At 61.3% G+C, this 20,386-nt stretch carries 21 protein-coding genes; 3 read left to right on the top strand and 18 right to left on the bottom strand.

The features are described 5' to 3' along the window. Positions 1 to 247: 247 nt before the first annotated feature. From PQQ96_RS21470 to PQQ96_RS21500, 7 genes are all read right to left on the bottom strand, one after another. On the bottom strand, positions 248 to 1,105 hold the full coding sequence (locus PQQ96_RS21470) for a GntR family transcriptional regulator (protein ID WP_408296199.1): 858 nt from the start codon (positions 1,103 to 1,105) through the stop codon (positions 248 to 250). Between the two features lie 129 nt (positions 1,106 to 1,234). Continuing rightward, complete coding sequence (locus PQQ96_RS21475; protein ID WP_408296202.1) at positions 1,235 to 2,080, bottom strand: TauD/TfdA dioxygenase family protein; 846 nt, start codon at positions 2,078 to 2,080, stop codon at positions 1,235 to 1,237. A gap of 196 nt (positions 2,081 to 2,276) precedes the next feature. Then, the gene (locus PQQ96_RS21480; protein WP_408296205.1) at positions 2,277 to 2,564 is read right to left on the bottom strand and encodes a hypothetical protein; all 288 of its coding nucleotides are present in this window, start codon (positions 2,562 to 2,564) and stop codon (positions 2,277 to 2,279) included. Then, on the bottom strand, positions 2,554 to 3,057 hold the full coding sequence (locus PQQ96_RS21485; protein WP_408296208.1) for a hypothetical protein: 504 nt from the start codon (positions 3,055 to 3,057) through the stop codon (positions 2,554 to 2,556). Before PQQ96_RS21485 ends, PQQ96_RS21480 begins: the two co-directional genes overlap by 11 nt. A 125-nt stretch (positions 3,058 to 3,182) precedes the next feature. After that, positions 3,183 to 3,332, bottom strand: a complete 150-nt coding sequence (locus PQQ96_RS21490) for a hypothetical protein (protein WP_408296211.1) — start codon at positions 3,330 to 3,332, stop codon at positions 3,183 to 3,185. 28 nt (positions 3,333 to 3,360) lie between these two features. Next, the gene (locus PQQ96_RS21495; RefSeq protein ID WP_408296213.1) at positions 3,361 to 3,735 is read right to left on the bottom strand and encodes a BON domain-containing protein; all 375 of its coding nucleotides are present in this window, start codon (positions 3,733 to 3,735) and stop codon (positions 3,361 to 3,363) included. A gap of 28 nt (positions 3,736 to 3,763) precedes the next feature. After that, positions 3,764 to 4,885, bottom strand: a complete 1,122-nt coding sequence (locus PQQ96_RS21500; protein ID WP_408296216.1) for a porin — start codon at positions 4,883 to 4,885, stop codon at positions 3,764 to 3,766. 803 nt (positions 4,886 to 5,688) lie between these two features. On the opposite strand from PQQ96_RS21500, the gene PQQ96_RS21505 reads away from it, so the two are divergent. The 3 genes from PQQ96_RS21505 (at position 5,689) to PQQ96_RS21515 (ending at position 8,661) form a co-directional block, all read left to right on the top strand. Next, complete coding sequence (locus tag PQQ96_RS21505) at positions 5,689 to 6,747, top strand: beta-keto acid cleavage family enzyme (protein ID WP_408296219.1); 1,059 nt, start codon at positions 5,689 to 5,691, stop codon at positions 6,745 to 6,747. A 251-nt stretch (positions 6,748 to 6,998) separates the two neighbouring features. Next, complete coding sequence (locus PQQ96_RS21510) at positions 6,999 to 7,979, top strand: quinone oxidoreductase family protein (protein ID WP_408296222.1); 981 nt, start codon at positions 6,999 to 7,001, stop codon at positions 7,977 to 7,979. A 121-nt stretch (positions 7,980 to 8,100) separates the two neighbouring features. Next, the gene (locus PQQ96_RS21515) at positions 8,101 to 8,661 is read left to right on the top strand and encodes an RBBP9/YdeN family alpha/beta hydrolase (protein ID WP_408296225.1); all 561 of its coding nucleotides are present in this window, start codon (positions 8,101 to 8,103) and stop codon (positions 8,659 to 8,661) included. Positions 8,662 to 8,706: 45 nt separating this feature from the next. On the opposite strand, the gene PQQ96_RS21520 is transcribed toward PQQ96_RS21515, so the two are convergent. From PQQ96_RS21520 to PQQ96_RS21570, 11 genes are all read right to left on the bottom strand, one after another. Beyond that, on the bottom strand, positions 8,707 to 10,206 hold the full coding sequence (locus PQQ96_RS21520) for a chemotaxis protein CheW (protein ID WP_408296228.1): 1,500 nt from the start codon (positions 10,204 to 10,206) through the stop codon (positions 8,707 to 8,709). Positions 10,207 to 10,221: 15 nt separating this feature from the next. Further along, a complete protein-coding gene (locus tag PQQ96_RS21525; RefSeq protein WP_408296231.1) occupies positions 10,222 to 10,698 on the bottom strand; it encodes a chemotaxis protein CheD in 477 nt (158 codons plus the stop codon). Beyond that, positions 10,695 to 11,525 carry a CheR family methyltransferase gene (locus PQQ96_RS21530; protein ID WP_408296234.1) on the bottom strand — a complete coding sequence of 277 codons (831 nt, stop codon included), beginning with the start codon at positions 11,523 to 11,525 and terminating at the stop codon, positions 10,695 to 10,697. The genes PQQ96_RS21525 and PQQ96_RS21530 overlap by 4 nt, the downstream gene beginning before the upstream one ends. Before the next feature lie 13 nt (positions 11,526 to 11,538). Next, positions 11,539 to 13,236 (bottom strand): methyl-accepting chemotaxis protein, encoded by a 1,698-nt coding sequence (locus PQQ96_RS21535; RefSeq protein WP_408296237.1) that lies wholly within the window; start codon positions 13,234 to 13,236, stop codon positions 11,539 to 11,541. A gap of 488 nt (positions 13,237 to 13,724) precedes the next feature. Further along, the gene (locus PQQ96_RS21540) at positions 13,725 to 15,353 is read right to left on the bottom strand and encodes a 3-(methylthio)propionyl-CoA ligase (RefSeq protein WP_408296240.1); all 1,629 of its coding nucleotides are present in this window, start codon (positions 15,351 to 15,353) and stop codon (positions 13,725 to 13,727) included. Positions 15,354 to 15,378: 25 nt separating this feature from the next. After that, positions 15,379 to 15,723: a Rieske (2Fe-2S) protein gene (locus PQQ96_RS21545; RefSeq protein WP_408296243.1), complete on the bottom strand. Its 345-nt coding sequence runs from the start codon at positions 15,721 to 15,723 to the stop codon at positions 15,379 to 15,381. Beyond that, the gene (locus PQQ96_RS21550; RefSeq protein WP_408296246.1) at positions 15,723 to 16,439 is read right to left on the bottom strand and encodes a DsbA family oxidoreductase; all 717 of its coding nucleotides are present in this window, start codon (positions 16,437 to 16,439) and stop codon (positions 15,723 to 15,725) included. Before PQQ96_RS21550 ends, PQQ96_RS21545 begins: the two co-directional genes overlap by 1 nt. Position 16,440: 1 nt before the next feature. Beyond that, on the bottom strand, positions 16,441 to 17,001 hold the full coding sequence (locus PQQ96_RS21555; RefSeq protein ID WP_408296249.1) for an RBBP9/YdeN family alpha/beta hydrolase: 561 nt from the start codon (positions 16,999 to 17,001) through the stop codon (positions 16,441 to 16,443). Between the two features lie 18 nt (positions 17,002 to 17,019). Further along, positions 17,020 to 17,868: a TauD/TfdA dioxygenase family protein gene (locus PQQ96_RS21560; protein ID WP_408296252.1), complete on the bottom strand. Its 849-nt coding sequence runs from the start codon at positions 17,866 to 17,868 to the stop codon at positions 17,020 to 17,022. A gap of 10 nt (positions 17,869 to 17,878) precedes the next feature. After that, positions 17,879 to 18,859, bottom strand: a complete 981-nt coding sequence (locus tag PQQ96_RS21565) for a quinone oxidoreductase family protein (protein ID WP_408296255.1) — start codon at positions 18,857 to 18,859, stop codon at positions 17,879 to 17,881. A gap of 179 nt (positions 18,860 to 19,038) precedes the next feature. Then, the gene (locus PQQ96_RS21570) at positions 19,039 to 20,358 is read right to left on the bottom strand and encodes an MFS transporter (protein WP_408296258.1); all 1,320 of its coding nucleotides are present in this window, start codon (positions 20,356 to 20,358) and stop codon (positions 19,039 to 19,041) included. Between the last annotated feature and the right edge of the window lie 28 nt (positions 20,359 to 20,386).

Consider the following 20,386-nt stretch of genomic DNA (forward strand, 5'->3'; position numbering starts at 1 on the left):
CGCCGGCGCGTGGCAAACAGTCGGAGGTGCTAGTAAGCGATGTCTGCGCTTGGGTAAGCGTACCCAGCGTTGAGGAGCGGATGGATGAGCGGGAAGCGAAGCCGATTCCGACGACATGACATCCCAACTCGTTCCTGCTCTGTAGGGAACGCCTCAATCAATTCGTGGAACATGGCGGCCACGCTAGACATGGCCGCCGCCAGCGGAAAACCTGACGCGGCGCCCCATCTTATGGAACGCCGGGCAATCAGGATTCAACCGTCCTAAGCACGCGGGGAGCGGCTCGCTTTGTAGAGGCGGCCGCCACTTCGGGCTCCGCCTTCGGGGCGCGTGCACGCCGACCGTCTGCCGGTTTTGCAGCGATTGCGCGAATGGCAGCATCTCTCGCGTCGTCCAGGCGCGAGGCCGCAAGTGAAAGCAGTAGTTCGTTGTCCCGCTTGATCGCAGCCTTATGCAGCGCGCGCCAGACTTTTAAAGATGTGCGAATCGATTGAGGCGTAGCCACAAATCCTAGCCGGACATAACGCAGCGTTCGCAATGAGATCGAGTGCAGGACATCGACCAGAAGCCGGTTGCGGCACAGATCGACCGTGTTGAAATTCAGGAGGAAGCTTTCCACGGCATAGGCGTCTACCGACTCCTCGGCCGCCTTGGCTAGCTTGGGCATATGCGCGGTCAGTAACGCCTCGAACTCGGCCGGGCTTTCACGCGCCACCTGCTCCAGCATCGTGACGTAAAGCACGCTGCGCACGCGGAAAATGTCCCGAAGCTCATTCTCGTCGGGCGCCGTAACGATCGCCCCGCGCCTGGCCTGAAACTCAACCAGGCGGTCCCGCTCCAGGATACGCATCGCCTCGCGCACCGGAGCGCGGCTGACGTGCAGCACCTCGCTGATATCTTTCTCCAGCAAGCGTTGCCCCGACTTCACCAGGTCGAGCGTAATGACCCCGGCCAGCCGGGCAGCGATCTGCTCGGCGATCGGCACCGAGGCATACGCCCAGTCCTGCCCGCGCAGCACCGCGCGCTCGACTGCCAGCATCAGCGAATTCTTGGGTGTAAGGAGCGCGGAAAGATCGGGAAGGTTTTGCGTTTTATTTCGGGCCATGGCGGATAGCGCAATTAATTTTCGTCGAGTTTAATCCTTTGATCATTATAGTCTCCGGCATTGTAATGTCGACAAAAACTCCCTTGCCGGCTTGCGCCCGAACACCTCGAACCTCGCGAGGACAGCCCATCAGAACGGTATATCGCCTTCGATTCCTGCCCGCTCCATCTTACGCGGAGCAGGCCAATAATCCATTACCGCGTAGTGCTGCGTTGGCCGGTTGTCCCAGACTGCAATACTGTTTGGCTTCCACCGGAAACGAACCTGATACTCAGGGATCGATGCCTGGCTCTGCAGATAAGTCAGCAGAAGGCTCGCACCAGGCGTCTTGTCCAACCCGTAGCGCACATTTTCAACCGTATGGTAGTTAATGAAATGCGTCGTGAAGCTGCTGACGTATAGAATCTTTTCACCAGTCTCGGGGTGCGTCCGCACGACAGGGTGCTCCACCTCCGGATTCTGCGCCGCCAGTTTTCTTCGCTCCTCCGGATCCATTGCCGCACCGAACGAGTGCTCGATGCTGCTCTTTGCTCTCAATCCCTCGATGCGCTTCTTGATGTCTTCTGGTAGTTGCTTATAAGCCTCTACCATGTTGACCCAGATAGTGTCACCGCCAACTTCTGGACACTCGACGCAGCGCAACACGGCGCCCATAGATGGGTTCGGCCGCCAAAGTCCGTCACTGTGATAGTTGTTTTCGTAAGGATTCTTTTGTTCCGATCGATAGATCTGCACGAGGCCCGGGTTTTCCGGATCGCTTCCCGCAACGGGATGTTCTTCCAGTTTTCCGAAACGCTGCGCAAAGGCGACATGCTCTTTCCGGGAAATGTCCTGATCCCGAAAGAAGAGGACCCGATGCTTAAGCAACAGGGCCTTGATTTCCGCGAACAGCGACGCTTCCCGGGACGCATCCCCCAGGCTCACACCGGACACCTCGGCACCAATGCAAGCGGTCAGTCTTTCTACCTTAATCATGATCGATATCTCCTTGTATCTGGCAGGCGTTTCACCCATTCACCCACCGTCGCCGCGTGGCGACGCAGCTTGACGAAACCGTGAAATATTGTTGCCCTGCATCTGTACAAACAAGATAGCAGACCGCCATATTTATGTCGACATTAATTTTACGCACTTCAGTCTGAACTGGCCGCGACGTTTTCCGCACAAACAGTCATGCCGCGCGCCTGGCGAGCGCGCTGATCAACCGAAGCAGTTCCAGCGCCCGCGCTGCGGCGCGCGAACCGTCTGGCAAGTCCCCCCGAACATAAAGCGGGCGAAGCTCTTCGATTTCGGTCAGTGCACCAAGCAGTTCGCCTTCCGCGAGGGAATACTTGCGCAGCATGCTAACGACCAGCATCGAGTTATGGACGATGTCCTCGCTGTCTGAAGTGACGCCACGGCGATGCAGCGCATAGTTCGCCCAGTGCGTCCCAGCCAGCATCGCTGCCTCAATTTTCATTTCCCAGTCGTCTTCCCCGAGAAACTGCAGCGACGTCTCGATGTTCCCGGCTTTGAGCCGATGATTCCCTGTTTTCATACTCGGTACCCTTCAACGCCTGTTCGAATGTGTACATGACCTGTGCAAAGGCTTGCTCACATTCGTCGACGATGGTTTGTGTGGGAACGCGATCTCCGCGAATGCAGGGATCCCGGTGATGCTCGAGGGTATGCAACGCGTATTCGAGTTGCCGAATAACCTGCGGCACTTCGCCCTCGATTTCCGGCCAACCGACATGGCTCACATCGCCGAGTCCACGCAACTCGCGTGCATAGCTGCCATCCGCCTGCTTCACAACGTGCACGCCGGGAATGGTCGAGAACACGGGATCGTCGCGCGTCAGGCCGGTAAGATGAAGCGTTGCATTGAACACGTTGACACTCGCGGTCAGCGTGGTCCAGAACCACAATTCGAAATCGGCTAACGGGTCGAGGCGCTGTCGAAGCACCACCATGCGTCGCACCTTGTCGACGTGAGAGATGACTTTCATGACAGGTTCCTTCGTACGTGGAGGGCTGGGCCGCCTAAGCATCAGTGAAACGTGACAGACTCGATCTCATGCCGTGCCTCGAGGTCCAGTTACGCTTCGGGCGTATTTTCACCAGCGTGACGACGCGGCGTCTTGATGCGAGCGATCACCCGCCGCGCGCCGTTCGCGAACGGCATCGCGATGGAGATCGCCTCGGCGAGCGCGCTCCCTGGCTCAGCGAGGCGCTCGCCGTCGTCCAATCCAGACTGAACCCACGTGCGCGTTGAACTACTGCCCGAACGGCCGCTGCAGCGTGAGCTTGCTGGTCACCGAGGTCACACCCGCGACGCCCTTCACGATCTCGGTGACAGTATTAATCTGCGACACCTCCGGGACCGTGCCGCTGATCATCACCGCGCCGCCTTTCGCGGTGATGCCGATGTCGCCCGCGTCGATCTCCTTGTGCTTCGCGAGCGCCGCGTACACCTTGCGCCGCAGCGCGCGATTCGCCTGCCGTGCGGCCTTGGCCGTCATGCCGCCAGACGCGGAGACCGCCGCGCCAGTCGATGCCCCCGCCGACGCGCCGTCCTGCGCCCACGCGCTGATCGCCACTACCGCGACCGCAACACCGAGCACCACCCTGAGTCCACTCATCGTTTTCATCGTTGTTCTCCGTTTCGATTTCAATTCATCAGAAGCTATGACGCAGGCCAATCATCGCGGCCGTGGTCGATACACCCGGCGCGACGATCTGGCCGTACATGATCGTCTGGTTCATCGTCCCGTGGTTCGCGACGTACCCGACCTGCGCAGATACGATTGTGCGCTTCGACAGGCTGTATTCAGCGCCCACCGCGTATTCACTCGAATGGTTCTCCGATTTGTTGCGGTCCTTCAGGTAATAGAAGCCGGACGTGACCTTGAAGAACGGGGTGAACTGATAGCCCAGACCGCCCGAAATCATTTCGTAGTCCGCGAGGATCGAGTTCGACGGATTCTTGCCGATCCCGTACGACGCCGACACCGATACGCCGCGGACCGTGTACTTCGCGCCGAAATAGTAGAGGCGGTTATTGTCGTACCCGGTCGGTGTGGCCGCCGCGAGATTCGTGTCGTGGGCGTTGTAGTAGACGGCGGACAGATTGAGGCCGTAGTTCGAATACCTGAGCACCGCCGATTCGCGCGTACCGCCCTGGATCTGGCCCGGCACGCCGCCCGGTGCGTACTCAAGCGCGGCCGACGCGCCGTAGAACTTCGGCGTCTGGTAGACAAGCGCGTTGCTGTCATACAGCGCGCCGAGCGGCACGTTCGTGTTCGTCCCGGGCCAGCCGGCGGCCTGGTTCAGCCCGAGCCATGCGCCCAGGATGCTGCCGAAGTACTGCGCCGCGCGGACATCGGTATCGGCCATCGCGTAGATCATCGGCGTGTACTGCCGTCCGGCGTCGAACGTACCGAACGGTCCGGAGAGGCCGACCGTCGTCTGCTGATTGAACACCGCAGTAGTGCCCGTTGTGTCGGGCAACCCCAGCTTGCCGTTGCTGCTGTTGAATACGCCCTGCAGCCTGAAGTTGACCTTGTAGCCGCCGCCGATGTCTTCGGTCCCCCTGATACCCCAGAAGCTCCCATAGAGGCTGCCGTCCTTGAGGCCGGCTACGGACCCGTTGTTGTGGGCGTTCGGCGCGAACGACGACGCCGACGTGCTCTGATAGAAAACGCCCGAATCGATTGCGCCGTACAACGTGACCGACGACTGCGCATGCGCCGCGCTGGCGAATACCGCGAGTACCGCTACTCCGCTCCACTTCAGTTTCATTGACGTCTCCTCTGCTCTTTTATGATGACCGGGCGGGCCCGGCCGGATGCTTGCCTGTTACCGAATGGCGCGGGGTCATCGATCTCCTCGCCCGACGATTCCGGGGCCTTCCTGCTGCGGCCCGGCTTGCCGACTGAACACCGACAACACCGATCATCCTCTAAAATTGTTGCTGTCGACATTAATATTTATACTGAGTCGACCTGGCAGGCAGAGCAGTTTTTCCGTTTCGCGACAATCAATCACGTTCGGTCCCCAGATTCGCGCCGCCGTCGGAGTCAATTGGCATCTGCCACATCCGGCGACAAATCCTGCATCTCTATTTTTGTCGACATTATTAATTTACGGGGATACACTGCGAATCACAGCGGCCTTGCACTGCCGCGGCCGATGCGAAGTCAATGAACGGAGGGATTCCAATGCTGTCGACGCTGCCATTTGCGAAGAGATTGGTGAACAAAGCTCATGCCGCTCGGCGGATTGCGGTGCGGCTTGCTTCGGAGTTTGTCCCGAGGGGAGATCTCACGCCAACGACTCATGAAGCGCTTTGCTATGCGTGCATGGTCGGCATTGTGATGCCGACCCTCCATGACATCACGCCTTGGGATCGGGGTCACGACAACGCCGTCGCCGTCGGCGATCGTGGACACGGTAATCGATGATCCGGCGCGCCTGCGTCAGCGGATCACTGTCATGAAAAGTCAAGTGCAAGGCATGCAATGTAAAGCAGGGAGTGGCGGCCGGCCAGATGATCCACTCACGACATTCTCAATATTCACATTTCAACTTGGAGACCCATCACCATGAACTTCCTTGACGGCCACCTGTATCCCGAGAACCAGCAGCCCTTGATCATTACCGCCGCTCCCTATGCGCCGGGCTGGATTCCCTCGGACTTCCCGGAAGATATCCCCGTCACCATGGAGGAGCAGATCCAGAAGGCGGTGGATTGCTACGAAGCCGGCGCCACCGTGCTGCATCTGCATGTGCGCGAAGCCGATGGCAAGGGCAGCAAGCGCCTGTCCATGTTCAATGAACTGATCGCCGGGGTGCGCGCCCGCGTGCCGGAAATGGTCATCCAGGTGGGCGGCTCGATCAGCTTTGCGCCGGAAGACGATGGTTCTGCGGCCAAATGGCTAAGCGATGACACGCGGCATATGCTGGCCGAACTCACGCCGAAGCCCGACCAGGTGACTGTCACCGTCAACACGACGCAGATGAATGTGACAGAGCATGCCGGTATAGACGACTTCAAGGGAGTTTCGCGGGGATTCCCGCACCTTTATGCAACCTACAAGGACATGATCGTGCCCTCGAATCCCAGCTGGGCCGAAGAGCACATCCGACGCCTGACGGCCGCTGGAATCCAAAGTGAGTTTCAGTGCTACAACATCAACAGCTTTGAAACGATTGAGCGGATGATTCGCCGCGGCGTCTACAAGGGGCCCCTGGTGATGAACTGGGTGGCGATCAGCGGGGGCATGGATCAAGCGAACATCTACAACCTGGCCAACTTCCTGCGTGCCGCGCCCGACGGCGCGGTGATCACGGTCGAGAGTTCGGTGCTCAATGTGCTGCCCGTGAATATGATCGGCATTGCCTTGGGCCTGCATGTACGGTGCGGCATCGAGGATGTGCTCTGGAACCAGACCCGCACGGGCAAGATGAGCTCCGTCGAGCAGATCAAGCAGTTGGTGCGTATCTCCGGCGAGTTTGGCCGCCCCATCGCGACCGCGCAACAGGCGCGAGAGATCATGAAGATTGGGGTCTTCTACGAGACAGCGGAAGAGACGCTTCAGGCCAATGGCTTCGCGCCCAATCGTAACGGTGGCAACCAGGGATTCCTGCGCAAACCGACCTGAAGCCTCTGGGGCGGATTGACAGATCAAGGTTCAAGTAAGCGCTAGCGAGCCGCGAGCGAACTGCGGCGGTCAACGTATATCAACAATCAACTTGCATGGGATCGGAGTAAGGAGCTTTGCATGGGACCAGAGTAACGCGCTAAGGCGCGAACTCTGGTCGACAGCTAAAGCGCCAACTCTGGTCGACCGCAAACATTGCATGGGACCAGAGTAAGGCGCTAGCGCGCCAACTCTGGTCGACAGGAGACAACATGGCAAAAGTCGTTAAATTCTACGAAACCGGCGGTCCCGAAGTCCTTCGTTTTGAGGACGCTGACGTTGGAGAGCCGGGACCGGAAGAGGTGCGTGTCCGCCACGTGGCAGTGGGCCTTAACTTTGCCGATACCTACTTCCGCGGAGGCACCTACGAGGTTCCACTCCCCAGCGGCCTCGGCAACGAAGCAGCCGGTGTGGTCGAGGCCGTTGGTGCCGGCGTGACCCATCTGACGGTCGGCGACCGTGTGACCTACACGGGCTTCATCAACACGCTGGGCGCCTACAGCACTGAGCGGCTGATTTCTGCCGCGCCGCTGATCAAGCTGCCGGAGGCCATCAGTTGCGAGGCTGCGGCGGCCATGACCATGCGGGGCTTGTCCGCCGCCTACCTGGTACGCCGGATCTACCCTTTCAAGGCAGGCGACGCCGTGCTGCTGCATGCCGCGGCAGGCGGTGTTGGCCTGATCGTTTCGCAGTGGGCCAAATTGCTCGGACTGACGGTGATCGGCACGGTTTCGACTGACGCCAAGGCCGAGGTGGCGCGCGCCCACGGCTGTGATCACACGATCAACTACAGTCATGAGGATGTGGCCAAGCGCGTGCGGGAACTCACCAACGGAGTGGGCGTGTCCGTCGTCTTTGACAGCGTGGGCAAGACCACCTTCATGTCCTCGCTAGACTCCCTCAAACGCCGTGGCCTGCTGGTCTGCGTCGGCACCGCTTCCGGCAAAATCCCGCCGTTCGATCCGGCAATTCTGGCCCGCAAGGGCTCGCTGTATGTGACCCGCCCGGGCCTCGCCGACTACATCGCCGATCCGGCCGAGAAGGCAGAACTGGTCGATGAGCTATTCGGCCATGTGGCGGCAGGGCGCATCCGCATCGGGATCAATCAGCGGTATGCCTTGGAGGACGCGGTGCAGGCACATCAGGACCTGGAGGCGCGAAAAACTACGGGCTCCTCCATTTTCGTGATGTGAGTGGGTCAGGCCGTTTGGCCTGCAACACGTAGCCCAGTGATTCGGTGCGTCGGGTCACGTTTCTCCGGATGGAGTACGCGACCCGACCACACGCAATTGATGTTTTCCACGAACCCTGGCAATGACCCCTTCTTCGCCACTGACCCTATTGATCGTTCCCGGCCTGCGGGACCACGTCGAAGATCACTGGCAGACGCTTCTTGCACGCAAACTGCCCAACGCGCGCGTGGTGCCGCCGCTGGAACACGACAAGCTGAGCTGCGCGGCAAGGATCGAGGCGCTCGATCAGGCGCTCGCCAGCATCGCCGGTCCCGTGGTGCTCGTCGCGCACAGTGCCGGGGTCATGATCACTGTGCACTGGGCGCGACACCATCAGCGCGAAATCAAGGGCGCGTTGCTCGCGACGCCGCCGGATTTCGAAACGCCACTGCCAGACGGCTATCCGACGGTGGATGCGTTACGTCAGAGCGGCTGGCTGCCCACGCCACGAACCCGGTTACCGTTTCCGAGTATCGTGGCGGCCAGCACGAACGATCCCCTCGCACGAATCGAAGAGGTCACACGACTGGCGAGCGCGTGGGGCAGCCGTTTGGTTGACGTCGGCGCTGTCGGCCATCTCAACCCCGCCTCGGGCTACGGTGAGTGGCCACGCGCGTGGGAATTTGTCGAAGAACTCAGTTGAGGATCGGAATGCCCGGGAAGACGCGTACGCCACCCACCTCCCCGCTCAAGCCTCAGCAGCCGCGGTCGCTGCCCGCTCGCACAGCGTAGCCAGATCGATCAGCATCAAGGTACCGCGGCCGGGCAACTCGACTGCCTCGGTCATGCCGTTGCCCCACCCATTGCCGAGTTGTCTTGTCAGCATGGCGGGCACCGGAATACGGTTGGCGGCGTCAATGGTCACGATGTTGTCGACTGCATCGACAACGAGTCCGTACTTTTCACCACGATGCTCGACGATCAGGATCTTCGCCTGCGTCAGATCTTCATACGGCGGCATACCGTACATCGTCCGGACGTCGATCACGGTCAGCAATTCGCGGCGCAGATGCAGCACGCCGCGCACGAAATTTGGCGCGCCGGGCGTCTTGACGATCTCGCTCGAATAGTCGATCACCTCGCGCAACTGCCCAATACGCACGCCCAGCAGATGCCCAAGACGGAACGTCACGTAAGTCTCGCGCGCGCCGCCCCGCTCGCGCGATGCGCGAGCCGTCTGGATCCGGTCGCGGTACAGATCGCGATGGCCTTGCGCCACGGCCATGATGTGCTCGTTCGCACAAAGTGCATCGGGACTCAACAGGATGATGCTGTCGCGACCATCGTTGCCCAGACACCCCGCGAATAGCGCAACGTGCCGCCGGCTATACGCCGGCATCACCATCAACTCATCGTCGCGGTAACCGACGATACTGCGCACCTCGTCGACCATCAAGCCGACGTGCACGTCGTGCTGGTTGAGCACGACGATGCGTCGTTCATCCACGGCCGCGGCCTGGCCCGAGGCCGCCGCATCGTCGCGAGAGAGCCCCAGGAAGTGGGCAAAATCGATCACCGGCACCGTCGTGCCGCGCAGGTTCAGCATGCCGATGCAGATTGCGTCGGCGAGCGGCGACGGATGCATGGCCGGCACGCGGATGATCTCCTGGATCGCCGCCATCGGCAGTGCCAGATGCACACCCGCGACGCGAAACGAGACAGTCTGACGCCGTTGCGCTTGCTGGGTGCGCCGCTCGGATGCCGCAGCGCGGTGATGCAGTTGCGGAACGTCCGGCAAACCGAGCAGCGCAGCCGCTGACAGGATCTGCAAGATCCGCTCGCCATCGTTGAGCTTCAACGCCCCGCCAATCACCGCCGGGGCGTTGTCCGTGCGCTCGAAGGCGATCTTCTGCGCAGCCGGCACGCGCAGGATTTCGCCGGTCGTGTCGAACAGCAAACCCACCCGCGCGTCGCCGAGTTCGACGATCGCGATCTTGCTCGTGGCGCGCGCCCCTTCGTCCGGCAGATGCAACAACTGACGCAGGTCGACGATCGGGATGAGTGTGCCGCGCAGGTTGAAGAGGCCAAGCAGGTGGCTCGGCGCGAGCGGCACCGCCGTGACGGCCGCCGGGTAATTGACGACCTCCTGCAAGGCCGCTACCGGCAATGCGAGTTCGGTCTGGCCGAGATGGAACGAGCCATACAGTTCGACTGCGGAACTGACGGTGGAGCCAGTGTTGGTTTCCATGACAGGAATTCCCGTTCAGAGAGGGCGTGCGATCTTTTTCACAACAAACGCATGCTGCTGGCAATCGATAAACAGTTGCCGGCCGCACTCGCCGCCGACATCCGTATGCACCACGCGCACGCCCAAAGCTTCCAGCAACTCTTGAGCGGTACGCACATTCTGTTCGCCGATTGGCGCGTGATTCGGACGGCGCTCGTAATGCACCATGTTCGCGCCGCCGGCGAGCACGGCTTCCAGCCCGTCATACGAGGCGCGCTCAACCTGCATCAGCGTGAGTAACGACGGGATGGCCTGGGTTACGTATTTGGCGCCGATGCCATTGGAGCGGTTGAGCGCATCGGGCAGCAGACAATGTGCGAGGCCATAGATCGCGCGCTCGCGCCACAGCAAACCAATCCCGACACACGAACCGAGCGTGGCGCGCAACACGTCCTGCCCGGTGCCAATGCCGATCGCGCACATATGCACCTGAATCTCACGGCCGTCGGTCACGGGCGGCCCCTCGGATCGCTGTAGATCAACGGCTGCTCGTATTGGAAACCCATATCGAAGCGACTCAGCGACTCGGATTCGCCGACAATCAGCACGCCGCCCGGGGCCATCGCACGGCGCACGTTCTCGAGCACAGCCTGCTGACCGTCGGCGTCGAAGTAGATCAGCACGTTGCGCAACAACGTCACGTCGATGGGCCCTATGTCGCGCGGCCGTTCGTGAAGATTGTGCTTGCGGAACGTGATGTTCGCGCGCAACGCCGGGCCCGCACAGAAACCGTCATCCTGTGCACTGAAGTATTTGTCCAGCAGCTCGGGGTGCGTCTGCCTGAGGCCTTCGATGCTGCGTCCCCGATAGTGCGCCGCGGCCGCCTTGCGCAGGATGCCGTCCGCGATGTCGGTTGCCAGAATGCGGTAACGGAAGGCGGGATGCTTCAAACGAAACTCCTCGCACAGCATCGCCACCGTATACGCCTCCTCGCCGCTCGACGACGCCGCCGACCACACCCGCAGCGGGATGTCGGGACGCGCGTCGAACCAGTGCGGCAGGAATTGCCGGGCGAAGTAATCCCAGATGCGCGGCGTGCGAAAGAACGAGGTCTCGTTGGTGGTCACCAGATCGATGAAATCACGCACCTCGTCGGGCTTCGCCTCCAGCACCTGCAGATAATCCCGGTAGTCCGGCAGCGCCAGCTCACGCAGACGCCGGCGCAAGCGGCCCTCCAGCAAGGTCCACTTGCGCTCGTTCATGGCAATGCCGGTGTGCCGCCGCACCTGATCGAAGAAGGCACGACGGGTCGCCTGATCGACCTCATGCTCGATATCCACAGCGCCTCCCGCCTTAAACGACAAAGCGCGTGACAGTCTCGTCGAGCGTTTGCGCGCCCTGCATCAGCGTGGCGCTGGCACGCGCAATCGTGTCACAGGCGCCGGCGGACTTTTCGGTTTCCTCGGCAACCTGCTGGATCGCGGCACTGACCTCGCGGGCAGCGATGAGCTGCTCATCCGCCCCGCACGAAATCTCCGAAATCGCCTGGGTGGTGCGGCTCACGCCGGTGACAATCTTGTCGAACGCTTCGCCGGCCTGCTTCGAGATTTCGCTGCCCTGGGTGACGCGCTTAACCGATTCGTTGATCAGCTTCGAGATTTCCTTGGTCGCCTGCGACGAGCGCTCGGCCAGCTTGCGCACTTCGTCTGCCACCACCGAGAAACCGAGACCATGCTCACCGGCGCGCGCCGCCTCGATGGCCGCATTGAATGCGAGCAGGTTGGTCTGGCTGGCAATCTCGCCGATCACCTTGATGATCTCGCTGATGTCTTCAGACGACTTGTTGATCAGGTCCATCGCTTCGATCGAACGCGCCACTGCCTTCGCACCGCGCTCAGCTTCCTGCTGGGTGTCCTTGGCGAGGTTGTCGGCGCTACGCGAATTGTCCGCGATGGAATTGATCGAGGCCGTCAGCTCTTCGATGGAGGCATTCATCTCTTCGACCGTCGCCCCCAGCAACTGCGCACCGCTCGCCACGCTGTTGGCACGCCCGGCGATGTCTTGCGACGAAGCGGTGAAGCCCCCTGCCGAATCGACCACCTTGCCGATCACGGCGCGCAGGTCGTCCATCATCCGCTTGATGCCGTTGGCGAGCTGATCGATCGGCTCGTTGCCGGCGACGTCGACCGTACCGGTCAGATCACCTGCGGCGGCCTTGTTGACCACCTCCAGCAGCGCCGCAACCTTGCGCTGGTCGTCTTCGGCGCGGCGGCGAACCTGATCTTCCAGTTCCACCTGAGCCGTCACGTCGGTCGCAAACTTGATGACTTTATAGAGCCGGCCGCCGCCGTCGAAAATGGGGTTATAGGTGGCTTGAATCCAGACCGCACGGCCGCCTTTCGCGACTCGCTTGTAGCGGCCCGCATCGAAGTCGCCGCGATTGAGCTTGGCCCAGAAGTCGCGATATTCAGCGGTGGCCGTGTAGGCCTCGTCGCAGAACATCCGGTGATGCTTGCCCTTGATTTCTTCGAGCCGGTAGCCGAGCGTGTCGAGAAAGTTCTGGTTCGCAGACAGAATGTTGCCGGACAGATCGAACTCGATCACGGCCTGGGCGCGGTCGACCGCACGCACCTTGCCCTCGTATTCGGCGTTCTGCTGGCGCGCGGCCGTGACGTCGGTGGCGAACTTGATGACCTTATGGGGCTTGCCGTCGGCATCAAACACCGGGTTGTACGATGCGTTAATCCATACCTCGCGGCCTCCACTACCGAGGCGCTGATACTCACCCTGATCGAACTCGCCGCGGCGAAGCTTTTCCCAGAACTGGCGATAGGTGGGACTGTCGGCGTAGACGGGGTCACAGAACATCCGATGGTGCTGGCCACGCACCTCGTCGAGTGTATAGCCCAGAGTATTCAGGAAATTGTCGTTGGCGTGCAGGACAATGCCGTTCAGATCGAACTCGATGACCGCTTGAACGCGGTTCAGCGCCGTGCTGACCGCGCTGAGTTCGTGCATTTCCAGTTGCCGCTCGGGCGCTGAATGCTCCACTTTGTTCTCCTCGTTGAACAGACGCGAAAAGTCAAAGCACACCGATCCCCCATTCTCGATGGCGAAGTTCAGGCCGTGCTTTCTCTCAGGTTATTTTGTACTAGGCCGTGGCAGCAAAGCGCCTCCCTGCGGACGATCTAACCGTCGCCGCCCTGACGCTTCACTGACACTGCAGGACATATATCGGCCAACGTGGATACGAACTTTACTTCGGGCCAACCCTGATTCTTCAGATGAATATATTAGGTTGGCTAATTGTGCGTACCGGCGTTATGCAACTTGCCGAAATGAATTCGTAATGGCGGACACACTTGCTGAAACAGAGCTGGACGGTCCGGCATCGTTTAACAGCGATACCGGAGTTCTTTGATTGATTGCCTTGGCGTCTTCTGCTGCTGTGAGCCATCAGGCTCTCTGGGAGTGCCGGGTGCGAGCCCGGCGGTAACCTCGTTGACAGAATCAGGCTGTCATGACGCTTGCGGGCCGCGTCAGGCTGTCAGGTAGTAGTCCCGGTACTGATCCCTCAACTGGTTCTTGAGCACCTTGCCGGTTGCGCCGAGCGGAACGGAGTCTACAAATACAACGGCATCGGGCTTCCACCACTTCGCCACCCGGCCATCAAAGAACTCGAGCAGTTCGTCGCTTCCAAGCACGCTCGCCGGTTTCTTCACAATCAATAGTAACGGTCGCTCGTCCCATTTCGGATGCCTCGCAGCGATGCAGACTGCGCTCGCAACCTCTGGGTGCAGGCTCGCCACGTTCTCGATGTCGATTGAGCTGATCCATTCGCCGCCGGACTTGATGACGTCCTTGCTGCGGTCGGTGATCTGCATGAAGCCGTCGGGATCGATCTTCGCCACGTCACCGGTCGGAAACCAGCCGTCGCATAGCGGCGACGCATCTTCGCCGCCGAAATATCCGGACGTCACCCACGGCCCGCGCACCTGCAAGTCGCCGGTCACCTGGCCGTCCCATGACAACTCATCGCCGTCCGGGCCCACGATTCTCATGTCGATGCCGAACACGGCGCGGCCCTGCTTTGCCTGGACGGCGTAGCGCTGCTGCGTCGGCAACGACAGGTGGTGTCCTTTGAAACTGCAAACGGTGCCTACCGGGCTCAGTTCCGTCATCCCCCATGCATGCAGGACGTCGACGTCGTACCGCTCCTGGAATTCTGCCGTCATGGCCGTGGGGCATGGCGCCCCACCGACGATGGTGCGGCGCATGGACGTAAACGTCGTGCCACGCTCGGCCGCATGTCGAAGCAGTCCCTGCCAGACGGTCGGCACACCGGCGGAGAGCGTGACCTGTTCTGCCTCGATTAACTCATAGAGCGATTTTCCGTCGAGCGCGGGACCCGGGAACACGAGCTTGGCACCGACCATGCATGCGATATAGGGCAGACCCCACGCGTTCACATGGAACATGGGGACGACCGGGAGAATCACGTCGCGTGCCGAGCAGTTCAGTGAGTCGGGCAATGCCGCGGCATAGGTGTGCAGAACCGTTGAACGATGGCTGTACAGCACCCCTTTCGGATTGCCGGTGGTGCCTGACGTGTAGCACAACGACGACGCGTTGTTCTCGTCAAAAAGCGGCCACGTAAAGTCATCACTGTGACCGTCAATCAGGTCTTCGTAGCACAACAGCATGATCGGCAGATCGTGCCTCGCCGGCATGTTTGCGCGATCGGTCATCGCGACGAATACCTTCGGGCTCTTGATCCGTGATGCGACAGACTCGATCAGCGGGAGGAAGGTCAAGTCGAAGAAGATGATGCGATCGTCAGCATGATCGATGATGTAGGCGAGCTGATCTACGTGCAGCCGGGGGTTCAGCGTGTGGAGTACGGCACCGGAACCCGACACCGCAAAGTACAACTCCATATGACGGTAGCCGTTCCATGCCAGCGTACCGACGCGCTCACTGTGGCCGATCCCGAGGCCGGCGAGAGCATTGGCCAGCCTCCTGGAGCGTTGCGCAAGATCGCGATAGCAATATCGGTGAATGTCACCTTCGACGCGTCGCGACACAATTTCCTGCCCGCCGTGATGCCGCTCGGCGTGGGTAAGGAGCGACGCAACCAGCAGCGGTTGCTGCATCATCAATCCAAGCATGGGTACCTTCCTGATTTTTCCAGATTCAGCTTAGCTGCGCGTGACACGGACCTGCCGGAGCGTCGTCCACGGTGAGTTCGAGCGTGCCGGCGACGCTCCGGATGGGAAAGGTCGCAAGGCTCAAACCGCCTTTTCCCGGCATGCAACCGGTCGCGACGTCAAAACGAAGGCCGTGTGCGGGGCAGCGCAGCAGGTGCCCTTCGAGCTGGCCGCCCGCAAGTGATGCCCCATTGTGCGGACAAGAGTTGTCGACGGCGCAGAGCGCACCGTCGATGTTAAAGAGCACGACGCTGCGGCCGTCAACGAAGACCAGCTTGCGCTGTCCTGGTGCGAGTTCATCGGCCGACCCTACTGGTATCTGGCGTGACATTATCTGTTCTCCTGATCGCCAATCGAACGCAACATGGCATCCACGATCGCGCCGGCCGAGTACGCACCAGACAGCGACAGTGCCGAATTAACCACAAAATGCGGCACGCCCCTGACTTCATCAGCCTGCGGTGAACGCGGCAACGCCGTGTTGTCTTCTCGCTGCGACGTCGTGAGATGTTCGGCGACGCCAGCGGCGTCGAGACCGCACGCGAGGCCAATGCGCTCAAGCACGTCCGGGTTGCCGATGTCTTCGCCGTCCATGAAATAGCCGGTGAACAGCCGGTCGATCAGCAACGCGGGCTTACATGCCGCGCCGGTGTTTGCGGCGGTGGCCCAGGCAACGAGTTTGTGCGCTGCCCGTGTGTTGGGCATCACCTCGATCCTGTCGAACGCCAGCTCGATACCGGCCGCGTGAGCTGCCTCCTGAACCTGTGCGCGCCGTGCAGCGACCGCGCCCGGACTCCCCAGACGGGCCACGTAGAACGCCTGATAAGGGACCCCGCCGACAGGCGTATCGGGCAGTAACTGATGCGAGTGCCACCGCACCTTGACGCTGACGTCCGGACGCAAGCTTGCGACGCGGCTGACGGCCGTATCGAGATTGCGCTTGCCAATCAGGCACCACGGGCAGACAAAATCGAAGTGAACATCGACCGTCACCGACGCGTTCTGGCTCACTGCTGTGCCCTGCACCGCTTCCATTGCACGGTCCATGTCAGAGAAGCTCGCGGATCAGCGTGTCCGCCTGCGGCCACTCGCCATAACCGGCCGCGGGGTTCAGGTGCCCAACTTCGCCGAGGTCGACGAGACGGCTGCCCCAGTCCGCTGCCATGCTGGCAGCGCGATCAAACGCTGCCAGCGGATCGTTGCGGCTGGCGCCGAGAATACTCGGGAATGGCAGCGGTTTGCGCGGGAACGGCAGCCACCCGTGTTCCTGGAGCACGTCCAGCGTCGGGTAACCCGCGGGCATGGGGTTTTCCAGGTCCGCCGGCGTGGCGAGCAGCGCGCCCTGAATCGGGCGGTCGTGGTGCTGCGCCCAGTGCACGGTAATCATGACACCGGCGCTGTGAGCGACCAGTACGATCGGGCCATCGATCTTTGCGATGGCCTCATCCAGCGCCGCGACGCGCGCCGCACAACTGAGCTTGTCGTGCTCGAGCGGCGGCACCGAAGCCGTTTTGGAAAGGCGAGCCTGCAGCAGGGTCTGCCAGTGTTCGGCCACATGGTCACGCAGGCCGGGCACGATAAGTACGGTAGGGGCGGTATTGAGCGTCACGACGCTGAGTCCTTCAGGTTAGTACGGCTTGTCGCCAATAATTCCCGCGCGCTCCATCTTGCGATGGCAGGGCGCGTAATCCATCACCGCGTAATGCTGCGTGGAGCGGTTGTCCCATATCGCCATGCTGTTCGGCTTCCAGCGCCAGCGCACCTGGTACTCCGGGATGTACGCCTGGCTGATGAGATAACGGAGGAGATCGGACGCGCCCGGATTGGCGTCCTGGCCGAAACGCACACGCCCGGGCGTGTGGTAGTTCGAGAAGTGCGTCGCGAACGCATTGACAAAGAGCACTTTCTCACCCGTCTCGGGGTGCGTGCGCACGACCGGATGTTCCGCGTCGGGATACTGGGCTCTCAGAGCATGCCGCTTCTCGATCGGCATCGCCGCACCGAAGCTCGCCTCGATGCTATGGCGTGCGCGCAGGTCGGCGATCTGCTCCTTCACGTGCGCGGGCAGGTTCTCATACGCGAGCACCATGTTCGCCCACATCGTATCGCCGCCGATGGGCGGGCATTCCACGCATCGCAGCACGGCGCCAAACGGCGGGGCGTCGCGCCACGTGGCGTCCGAATGCCATGAATTTTCGTAGCGGTCGGTGGGATGATCCGGCGACTTGTAGATTCGCACGAGGCCCGGATACTCAGGATCGCTGCCCGCGACCGGATGATCTTCCAGCTCGCCAAAGCGGCGCGCGAAAGCAACATGCTCAGCACGGCTAATGTCCTGATCACGCAGGAACAGCACACGGTGTTTGAGCAGGTTCGCCCGGATCTCGGCAAAGAGGCCCTCGTCGTGGATCGCGTCGGCGAGCTTGACGTCCACCAGTTCCGCGCCAATGGCGTTGGTGAGTTGTTCGACACGCATGGAAACCTCCTTAGATGACGAAGACCGATGAGCCGGTTGTCTTGCGCGATTCGACATCACGGTGCGCTTGTGCGGCATCCTCGAGCGCATAGCGCTGATTGATCTCGATCTTGATGCGGCCAGCCGCAACGTGGCCGAAGATTTCCCCAGCCAGGTCCGCTTTTTCAGCAGGGTCGGCGATGTAGTCGGCGAGCGCGGGACGGGTCAGATACGGTGATCCCTTCATCGCCAGGATCTGCGGATTGAATGCCGGAATCGGGCCCGATGCCGTGCCGACGCAAACAATCAGGCCGCGGCGCTTGACCGAATTCAGCGTCGCTTCAAAGGTATCCTTGCCGACGCTGTCGAACACCACATTGACCCCGACGCCATCGGTCAGCGCACGTACGCGCGCGGCGACGTCTTCGTGGCTGTAGTTGATGGTGTGTTCGCAGCCGTGCGCGCGGGCGACTTCCGCCTTCGCTTCGCTCGAGACGGTGCCGATTACCGTGAGCCCCAATAGTTTGGCCCACTGCGAGACGATCAGCCCGACGCCGCCCGCGGCAGCATGAAGCAGAATCGTATTGCCGGGTTTAAAGTCGTAGATGCGCCGCATCAGATACGACGAGGTCAGGCCGCGCATGGTCATGGCTGCTGCCGTCTCGCAGGTAATGCCTGCGGGCAGCTTGATCAGCGGTGCTGCCGGGCACAGGCGCTCCGTGCTGTAGGCGCCAAGCGTGTTGATAAAGCCCGTGTACGTGACACGATCCCCTACCGCGACGTTCGTCACGCCCTCGCCCACTGCTTCGACCACACCGGCTGCCTCGACACCCATGCCGGCAGGCAGTGGAACCGGATACAGTCCGGAGCGGAAATAGGTGTCCGCGAAATTCAGGCCCACTGCCTCATGGCGCAGGCGAACCTGTCCCGGGCCCGGATCACCGACTTCAACGTCTTCGTAACGCAGGACCTCAGGGCCGCCGGTTTCATGAAAGCGGACTGCTTTCGCCATGATTTGTTCTCCAGTTTGTTTCTCGAATTACAGAAAGGGAATGCGCCTGCTGCAGGACCATCACGTTCCGGCGCAGGCGTCGATTACCGCATGGTGTCCAGGTACTGCTATATCCAGATTTGGCCAGACCGCGCCGCCGCAACACCTGGCGGACGACGCGGCATTCGCGAGGAAGCCGCTCAGAGCGCAACCTTCTCCCGCAGTGCATTCACGATGTCAAGGTCGCGCTTGTAGCTGCGACGGCCGATGGCGAACGCAACCGCCGCAAGCAATGATGCAAACGGGACCAGTTGCAGGGCGCCTAGCAAACCGATCCGGTCCGCGACGATGCCCGTCAGGATAGCCGCGGGCGCCAGCCCCAACAGGTTGTTGGCCAGTGTCAGGGTGGCGAATGCTGATGCGTGGATCGACGGCGGGGTAAGGTTCGCCACCATCGCACCCGAAGGCCCCGTCGCGCCAGCACAGAAGAACATGCCGCAACCGATCAGGACGAGCTGCAGCCGGCCGGCCGGCAGATGGAACGCGATGCCGAGCAGCACGCAGCACAACAGGCAGTACACAATCGCGGTCATCCACTTTCTTTGTACACCCTTCCTGTTGAGACGGTCGGCGAGGCTGCCGCACGCGATCATGCCAAGGCCGGTCACGAGCACGAATACCGCGGCATGTACCGCCGCCTGACCCGGCGCCATGCCGTAATAGCGATTCAGGAAGCTCGGCATCCAGGACCATACGGCCGCCGGAACGAGCAGATGCATACCGCTTCCCACATAGGCGCAAACGACGGATTTCGTGGAAAACAGCCCCTTTATCAGCGCGCGAAAACTCATGCGCACGCCAAAGTGACTCTTCTGCCCGGTGATTTCCGGTTGCAGTGCAGCCAGCCTTCTCTCCGTGACAACACAACGGTAGATCACAACGAGCGCGATACCGACACAGGCCATTGCGCCGAACGACCAGCGCCATCCAAGGCTGGACGCGACGGCGCCGCCCAGCGCCATGCCCATCACGGAGCCAAACGCGCCGCCGGCCATGAAAGTGGCGGTGAGCGTAGCGCGCAAACGCGGCGGAAAAATGCTCAGGACAAGCGCGATGCCCACACTTCCGTAGGCCGCCTCGCCAATGCCGACGCAGGCACGCGCGAGCAACATCTCGCCATACGTGGTCGAGATCGCACAACCGAGCGTCGCGAGACTCCACAGCGCCGCCATCAGTACGATGCTCTTTACGCGGCCCCAGCGATCGGCGAGCACCGACAGCGGAAAGGTCAGCACGCCAACCATCAGTGCCACCACGCTGCTAAGCGAGCCGAGCTTTGTGTCAGAGAGGTTCCACGCCGACTTGATAAACGGAAAGACCGCGTTGAGAACCTGGCGCGACATATAGTCGGAAAGCAGCAGACCGATCGTGAGCGCGCAGACCACCCATGCGTAGACGGGTATGTCCGATTGTGTTGCCGAAACATCGCCCGTCGTGGGCTCAGCATGCTGTAAAAGCATTTCGTCTCCTCCGCGTCTGGCGCGTTCG

Source organism: Paraburkholderia sediminicola, assembly GCF_046027825.1.
Classification (GTDB): domain Bacteria; phylum Pseudomonadota; class Gammaproteobacteria; order Burkholderiales; family Burkholderiaceae; genus Paraburkholderia; species Paraburkholderia sediminicola_D.

What these genes read in the sequence shown, in the direction of transcription:
- PQQ96_RS21470 (WP_408296199.1), bottom strand. Translation starts at nt 1,105, where the DNA reads ATGGCCCGAAATAAAACGCAAAACCTTCCCGATCTTTCCGCGCTCCTT.
- PQQ96_RS21475 (WP_408296202.1), bottom strand. Translation starts at nt 2,080, where the DNA reads ATGATTAAGGTAGAAAGACTGACCGCTTGCATTGGTGCCGAGGTGTCC.
- PQQ96_RS21480 (WP_408296205.1), bottom strand. Translation starts at nt 2,564, where the DNA reads ATGAAAATTGAGGCAGCGATGCTGGCTGGGACGCACTGGGCGAACTAT.
- PQQ96_RS21485 (WP_408296208.1), bottom strand. Translation starts at nt 3,057, where the DNA reads ATGGTGGTGCTTCGACAGCGCCTCGACCCGTTAGCCGATTTCGAATTG.
- PQQ96_RS21495 (WP_408296213.1), bottom strand. Translation starts at nt 3,735, where the DNA reads ATGAAAACGATGAGTGGACTCAGGGTGGTGCTCGGTGTTGCGGTCGCG.
- PQQ96_RS21500 (WP_408296216.1), bottom strand. Translation starts at nt 4,885, where the DNA reads ATGAAACTGAAGTGGAGCGGAGTAGCGGTACTCGCGGTATTCGCCAGC.
- PQQ96_RS21505 (WP_408296219.1), top strand. Translation starts at nt 5,689, where the DNA reads ATGAACTTCCTTGACGGCCACCTGTATCCCGAGAACCAGCAGCCCTTG.
- PQQ96_RS21510 (WP_408296222.1), top strand. Translation starts at nt 6,999, where the DNA reads ATGGCAAAAGTCGTTAAATTCTACGAAACCGGCGGTCCCGAAGTCCTT.
- PQQ96_RS21515 (WP_408296225.1), top strand. Translation starts at nt 8,101, where the DNA reads ATGACCCCTTCTTCGCCACTGACCCTATTGATCGTTCCCGGCCTGCGG.
- PQQ96_RS21520 (WP_408296228.1), bottom strand. Translation starts at nt 10,206, where the DNA reads ATGGAAACCAACACTGGCTCCACCGTCAGTTCCGCAGTCGAACTGTAT.
- PQQ96_RS21540 (WP_408296240.1), bottom strand. Translation starts at nt 15,353, where the DNA reads ATGCTTGGATTGATGATGCAGCAACCGCTGCTGGTTGCGTCGCTCCTT.
- PQQ96_RS21545 (WP_408296243.1), bottom strand. Translation starts at nt 15,723, where the DNA reads ATGTCACGCCAGATACCAGTAGGGTCGGCCGATGAACTCGCACCAGGA.
- PQQ96_RS21550 (WP_408296246.1), bottom strand. Translation starts at nt 16,439, where the DNA reads ATGGACCGTGCAATGGAAGCGGTGCAGGGCACAGCAGTGAGCCAGAAC.
- PQQ96_RS21560 (WP_408296252.1), bottom strand. Translation starts at nt 17,868, where the DNA reads ATGCGTGTCGAACAACTCACCAACGCCATTGGCGCGGAACTGGTGGAC.
- PQQ96_RS21565 (WP_408296255.1), bottom strand. Translation starts at nt 18,859, where the DNA reads ATGGCGAAAGCAGTCCGCTTTCATGAAACCGGCGGCCCTGAGGTCCTG.
- PQQ96_RS21570 (WP_408296258.1), bottom strand. Translation starts at nt 20,358, where the DNA reads ATGCTTTTACAGCATGCTGAGCCCACGACGGGCGATGTTTCGGCAACA.